Annotated in this window: 7 protein-coding genes; 6 read left to right on the forward strand and 1 reads right to left on the reverse strand. The window is 39.7% G+C overall.

Going from position 1 to position 6,582, the window contains the following annotated elements:
- The first annotated feature begins 168 nt into the window (after positions 1-168).
- On the forward strand, positions 169-1,098 hold the full coding sequence (locus tag A0125_RS10725) for a helix-turn-helix domain-containing protein (protein WP_066755621.1): 930 nt from the start codon (positions 169-171) through the stop codon (positions 1,096-1,098).
- Here A0125_RS10725 and smpB read toward each other — a convergent pair.
- Positions 1,095-1,550 (reverse strand): SsrA-binding protein SmpB, encoded by a 456-nt coding sequence (gene smpB, locus A0125_RS10730; protein WP_066755623.1) that lies wholly within the window; start codon positions 1,548-1,550, stop codon positions 1,095-1,097. The two genes, A0125_RS10725 and smpB, sit on opposite strands and share 4 nt — an antisense overlap.
- A 307-nt stretch (positions 1,551-1,857) precedes the next feature.
- Between smpB and spt the strand changes: the two genes are divergently transcribed.
- Genes spt through A0125_RS10755 form a run of 5 tightly spaced genes read left to right on the forward strand, consistent with a single transcriptional unit; the run spans position 1,858 to position 6,276 of the window.
- Positions 1,858-3,057 carry a serine palmitoyltransferase gene (spt, locus tag A0125_RS10735; RefSeq protein ID WP_066755625.1) on the forward strand — a complete coding sequence of 400 codons (1,200 nt, stop codon included), beginning with the start codon at positions 1,858-1,860 and terminating at the stop codon, positions 3,055-3,057.
- A 16-nt stretch (positions 3,058-3,073) separates the two neighbouring features.
- Positions 3,074-4,195 carry a hypothetical protein gene (locus A0125_RS10740; protein ID WP_066755629.1) on the forward strand — a complete coding sequence of 374 codons (1,122 nt, stop codon included), beginning with the start codon at positions 3,074-3,076 and terminating at the stop codon, positions 4,193-4,195.
- Positions 4,192-5,190, forward strand: a complete 999-nt coding sequence (locus A0125_RS10745; protein WP_066755631.1) for an NAD-dependent epimerase/dehydratase family protein — start codon at positions 4,192-4,194, stop codon at positions 5,188-5,190. Before A0125_RS10740 ends, A0125_RS10745 begins: the two co-directional genes overlap by 4 nt.
- A 10-nt stretch (positions 5,191-5,200) precedes the next feature.
- Positions 5,201-5,866 carry a CDP-alcohol phosphatidyltransferase family protein gene (locus A0125_RS10750; protein ID WP_066755634.1) on the forward strand — a complete coding sequence of 222 codons (666 nt, stop codon included), beginning with the start codon at positions 5,201-5,203 and terminating at the stop codon, positions 5,864-5,866.
- A gap of 11 nt (positions 5,867-5,877) precedes the next feature.
- Entirely contained in the window at positions 5,878-6,276 is a 399-nt protein-coding gene (locus A0125_RS10755; RefSeq protein ID WP_066755637.1) for a GtrA family protein, read from the forward strand.
- Positions 6,277-6,582: the final 306 nt, after the last annotated feature.

The raw sequence follows: 6,582 nt of genomic DNA on the forward strand, positions 1-6,582 counted from the left end.
TGATGTGCATCGCGAATACTCAAACATACGGATTAAAAAAATTTACTATTAGCATAATTGTATAATAGTATAGCACAATCGTCGCCCTGTGTTGTGTGGTAAGCTCTTTTTTATTTTATTGCTTTCTCGTATATTAACTAAATTATTCACGTTTGTAATTAAAGTGATATGCCCTATAACTTTACCTTGGATGCTCTTCCGCTCTCATCAGAGAAGCAATTGTATACGTTGGTGGAAAATCGACGTGTAATGACGTTTGGCAGCTTCGAATTTAATGTCTATGAAACGTATGAGCCTACGCACGACGTTCCGCTCTGCTTTGGAGATTTCGTCATGGTCAATATGTTGCGTGGGAAAAAAATAATGCATCTCGAAGATGTTCCTTCTTTTGATTATTTGCCCGGCGAGACGTTGGTATTACCGGAGAATAAATCAATGCGAATTGATTTTCCTGATGCCAAAATTCTCTCTCCTACGCAATGTGCCGCCTTAACTATTGATCGTTGCAAGATAGAGCAGGTCGTTCAATTTATGAATGAACGCGTGCCATCGGCGGATGCTTCAGAATGGCATTTTAGATGGGAAAAGTTTCATTTCAAGCATGATGCAGAAACGATGTACCTCACCAACAAATTATTTAGACTGATGAGTGGAAGTGATCGCTTTCATGAAGTTTTAGCAGATTTAACGATTCAAGAGCTGCTTATTCGGACACTACAGATACAAAACCTGTTACATTTGGTAGCCGGAGAAGAAAAAAAACCATCTTTGCTGCATCATCTTACGGAATTTATTAAGGAGCACATTTCAAGCGATTTGACAATAGAACAGTTATGCAAAAAGGCCAATATGAGTCGCTCCGCTTTATTTAAAGAATTCAAATCACAGATTGGAATTAGCCCGAAAGAATACGTAATCCGGCAGCGTTTGGCATCTGCAAAAAGATTATTAGAGCAGGGATTCAGTGTGAAAGAAGTAGGCTATGCAGTAGGATTTAATGATATAAATTATTTTGTACGTTTATTTGGCCAGCGGGAAGGATTGACTCCCGGTGCCTACGCTAGTACAATGAATATATCGCGCCCGCCGTCGCGCTAGCGTTTCATCGCTCGGTCGAGTTCACGTTTTGATTCTCGCTCTTTTATCGTATCTCGCTTATCAAAATCCTTCTTACCTTGTGCTAATGCGATTTCTACTTTCGCAAAACCACGCTCGCTGATAAAGATACGTAATGGTACAATCGTAAATCCCTTCTCTTCGCCCTTATCTTTTAGTTTTTTGAGCTCGCGTTTGGTCAATAAAAGCTTTCTATCGCGCTTTGCCTCGTGATTATAAAACGAGCCAAAGGAATACTCCGCAATATGCATATTGCGAATGTAAAGTCCATCCTCAAAGAAAGCACAGAAACTATCATTAATATTCGCTTTACCTTCTCGGATCGATTTAATCTCAGTTCCTAACAATCCTAGCCCAGCTACATAACTATCTAAAATGTGGTATTCGAATGTTGCTCGTTTATTCTTTATATTTATTCTCGATGAGATCGCCATATGTACAAAACCTTAGTCAACAAAAGTACAAATTACAGCCAGACAACTAAAGGAGTCAGAAATAAATGTTTTTTTATGTTAATATTGAATTAATTTTTTGATATTTATGTGGCATTGTATGTAATATTATTTGGTCGAGTTCCGTACATTTGCCAGCCTAATATCCTATGGATTTTTCGGAATCATCTTCAAACGGTCAAATTTTAGTAATTTGCGCCAGATTTGCAGTTAATTTCTGACATTTGCATCCGGATGGTCAAAAAGTATAAAAATCTGTGCGGAATAATATATAGCACATCTTATTAGAATGAGCAAAGGAAAGTTGAGCGGTAGAATATCGCAATTTACGGAAGTTAATTATTTAAAAGCGAAGGGCCTTTATGCCTTTTTTCGTCCTATACAATCTCGGCAAGATACCGAGGTCATCATTGATGGCAAACGTGTATTGATGTTTGGATCCAACTCCTATTTAGGGTTAACTACCGATCAACGTATCGTAGAGGCAGGTCAATTAGCGTTGGAGAAATATGGCAGTGGTTGTGCAGGCTCACGTTTCTTGAACGGTACGTTAGATATCCATATTGAATTGGAAGAGCGCCTAGCAAGCTATGTTGGCAAGGAAGCTGCGATTCTTTTCAGTACGGGTTTTCAATCTAACTTAGGTCCACTTTCCTGCCTTACAGGCCGTAATGACTATCTGTTGTTGGATGATCGAAATCATGCATCGATCATTGATGGAAGCCGTTTATCATTTTCTAAAGTAATCAAGTATGCCCATAACGACATGGCAGACTTGCGTGCTAAACTTTCACGCCTACCCGAAGATAGTCTTAAGATGATTGCTACAGATGGAATCTTTAGTATGGAGGGAGATATTGTTAATCTGCCTGAAATGGTAAAGATCGCAGAAGACTATGATGCTGCAGTGATGGTCGATGATGCTCATAGCTTGGGTGTGATCGGGCATTTGGGTGCTGGTACAGCAGATCACTTTGGCCTTACTGATCAAGTGGATCTTATTATGGGCACGTTTAGTAAATCATTAGCTTCTTTAGGTGGTTTTATTGCTGCTGATGCCGATGTGATCGAATATTTGAAGCATAAGGCGCGTTCACTCATGTTTAGTGCGAGTATGACACCTGCTTCAGTTGCTTGTACGCTGAAAGCGCTAGAGATTATACAAACCGAACCAGAGCATATCGAAAAATTGTGGAAAAACACCTATTATGCGAAGCAGTTATTGCTTGATAATGGTTTTGATCTAGGGGACACACAAAGCCCTATTCTTCCGATATTTATTAGAGACAACGAAAAGACTTTTTGGGTGACCAAAGCATTACAGGAAGATGGCGTTTTCGTCAATCCTGTGGTATCACCCGCAGTACCTGCCGAAGAATCATTGATTCGCTTTTCTTTGATGGCAACACATACTTTTGATCAAATCGACGAAGCAGTTGAAAAAATGGCTAAAATTTTTAAAGCTGCCGATGTTGAGTTATTAAGCTAAAAGCTGCGAAGGACTTATGATTGAAATTGTACCCGTCAAAAGCAGCAAACAGCTTGCACATTTTATCGACTTTCCGCATGATCTTTATCAGGGCGATAAGAATTATGTGCCTGAACTTTTTTTGGGACAAAGAGATTTATTGTCGTCCGATAAGCATCCGTTTTACAAACACTCCAGTGCGCAGCCTTTTTTGGCTTATAAAGATGGCATACTTTCTGGTAGGATAGTGGCCATTTGGAATACCAACCATAATGCTTTTGTCCATGCTAGCGAAGGTCACTTTGGATTCTTCGACTGCATTAATGATCAAAACGTAGCTAATGCATTGTTTGATCAAGTTATTACTTGGATTAAGGACAAAGGTGGCAATCGTGCAGTGGGGCCGATAAACTTGACCACGAATGATACATGTGGGCTTTTAGTGGAAGGTTTTGATCGTCCGCCTATGGCAATGATGACGTATAATTTTCCTTATTATGAAGATCTGATCACTAACTATGGATTTGCCAAGAAAGAAGATCTTCGCGCATATTATGTAAGCACAGAGCGAGTTAGTGGGCGCGCGCTAGATCTAATGGATCGTTTAGAAGCGCGGCTCAACCGTTCAGGCATCACGCTACGGCAGATCAATCTTAAAGATTTTAAGAACGAAGCCGAGAAGATTAAAGCAGTTTATAACAAAGCATGGGACAAAAATTTAGGTTTTGTTCCTATGACCGACGAAGAGTTTAGCCATACGGCGAAGGATCTTAAGATGATCGTGGATCCGCAATATGCTATTATTGCAGAAAAAGATGATAAAATCATCGCATTTGTGTTGGGCGTGCCAGATATCAATCAAATTCAGATTAAGATCAAACGTGGCCGTTTACTTCCTACCGGTATTTTCAAACTATTATTTGGTCGCAAAAAGATTGATCAAGTAAGAGTATTGATGTTAGGCGTTTTGGAGCCTTATCGCAAGCTAGGAATAGAAGCATGTCTTTACGGTAAGTTGATCCGCAACGGTAAGAAAAGTAACTTAAAAGGAGCAGAATGCTCTTGGATGTTAGATAGCAATTATTTAATGAATAACGCTATCGAACAGATAAACGGTGAATTGTACAAGCGATATCGCTTGTTTGAGAAATCGGTATGAGGCAAGCCAAGCTGTTAATAACCGGCGCCAGTGGTTTTGTAGGATATCACCTGGTACATGCAGCAAAAATGGCCGGTTATACCATTCATGCCGCCATCCGTAAATCCAGTAATGTTGATGATATTGCCCATTTAGTCGATAGCTTTGTAGAAGCTGATTTTACTAATTTGGTCAACCTGACGCAATGGTTAGAACAAGCGTCTTACACCTATATTATTCATGGAGCAGCGCTCACCAAAGCCAAACAAGAGGCTGACATGATAATGGTAAATGTGGATTATACACTAAATCTATTAAAAGCCGCTTTTAGCATTTCTAATCCGCCAGCTGCGGTCCATATTATAAGCAGTATGGCTGCCTTAGGACCGCTGGCTTATGATAATGGCTTAATCAGGGAAGATTCTCCCTACAAACCAGTCACCGTGTACGGGCGTAGTAAAATGCGTATGGAACAATTAGTGCATGAGCAATTCCCCGATAAACCTATACGAATATTTCGTCCTACAGCCGTGTATGGACCTAAAGACAAGGATATATTCTTACTCTTGCAAACGCTGAATAAAGGTATTGATGCTTATATTGGACGCAAACCGCAAGCGCTGACCTTCATTTATGTGAAAGATCTGGCGCGCTTACTTATTCAATCTTTTGAAATACCTGCCACGAAATTACAATGCTATAACTTATCTGATGGAGCGGTTTATGATCGGTACGAATTAGCCAATTTATTTCGGAAAATCACCCTAAAACGCCTGTTGCGTGTGCATGTGCCATTTGTAGTAGTGAAACAAATAGCGCGTCTTTCGGAATGGATGTATAAATCTTCCTCCAAAACACCAGTGCTTTATGCAGAGCGCCTGAAAGAAATCACAGCAGGTAGTTGGGCGTGCACAATCGCGAAAGCAAAAAATGAATTACAATTTGAGCCGCGCTACGATTTAGAAACCGGCCTTACAGAAAGCCTATTATGGTATAAAAAACACCACTGGCTTTAATACAATTATTATGAAGACAAATACCAAACTTTTTGCAGACAGAAAACGGACTAATATATTGAGCGTGCCAGAGCAGAAGTTCATCAGCTATTTAGTGCCGAAAATACCTCAGTGGATAACATCCGATGGTCTTACCGCAATTGGTTTATTTGGTTCTCTAGTGATATTTGCCAGCTTTGTTTTAGCCAATTATTTTACAATCCATTTTCTTTGGATGGCACTTATAGGCTTTTTTATACAATGGTTTGGCGATTCTCTGGATGGTCGCATTGCTTATTATCGTAACAAATCCCGTAAATGGTATGGATTTGCGTTGGACATTGTAATGGACTGGATCAGCACCGTGTTTATTGGCTTAGGTTTTCATCTTTATGTCGAGTCCGAGTACGAGATTATGGGCTTTCTGTTAGTGGCGCTTTATGGCTGGGCGATGATCATTAGTCAATTGCGTTATAAGATTACAGATAAATATACGATTGATGCTGGCCTACTAGGCCCCACAGAAGTACGGGTAGTACTTTGCCTGGTTATAGCTTTAGAGGTTTTTGTGCCTGGAAGCATATTGTACTGTGTTTTCCTAATTTGTACCGCTTTATTTTTCATTAACTTGGTAGATACCAAAAAGCTCATGGCATTGGGCGATGAGCGCGATGCGCAAGAAAAGAAAGTAATGTAAATACTGCAGGTATGGCTCAAGGCGTCAAACAATTTTTAAAAGCACAAGCTTCTGCATTTATTGGCGGAATGGTTGATTACGCTATCATGATTTGCGCTGTAGAGATGTTTTCATCACCTGTTAGTACTGCTATAGTCATATCGGGTTCTTTGGGAGCGGTAGTCAATTTTTCGATCAATCGATATTGGGCCTTCAAAGATGATAATACCGCTGTAGGCGATCAGTTATGGAAGTTTATTATTGTAGTTGTTGGTAGTATTCTTTTGAAATCGCAAGGAACACCTTTCTTGACTAAAATTACAGCTATAGATTACCGCATAACTCGACTAATGGTCGAGCTAGTGGTTTCCCTAGGTTTCAACTTCACCTTACAAAAGTTCTGGGTTTTTCGAAAAGGAGCTAACCACTAAAAAAATATTGAAAAAAATCGTTCTCGTTTTTAGCGAGTTAGCTATGCTAAAACAGGAAAGATTAAAAAAGGTTTTGGGAGTGCGAAAGTTTATTCTACCTTTGCACCACTCCGCAAGGGAGGAAAGATATTGAAAGGATAGAAAAAGCGAGTTTAGGAGGTATTAGCTGCTAAAACGAGCGGATTCGAGCGGGGTTAGATCTTCTAAATTATTTTCACAAATAATTTGCAGAAACAAAAAAGATTCCTACCTTTGCAATCCCAACCGAGAGGAAGGGAAAAACAAAAAAGATAAAGTTAAGCTCGT

It is taken from the genome of Sphingobacterium populi, assembly GCF_001586775.1.
In the GTDB taxonomy this organism is placed as follows: Bacteria; Bacteroidota; Bacteroidia; order Sphingobacteriales; family Sphingobacteriaceae; genus Sphingobacterium; species Sphingobacterium populi.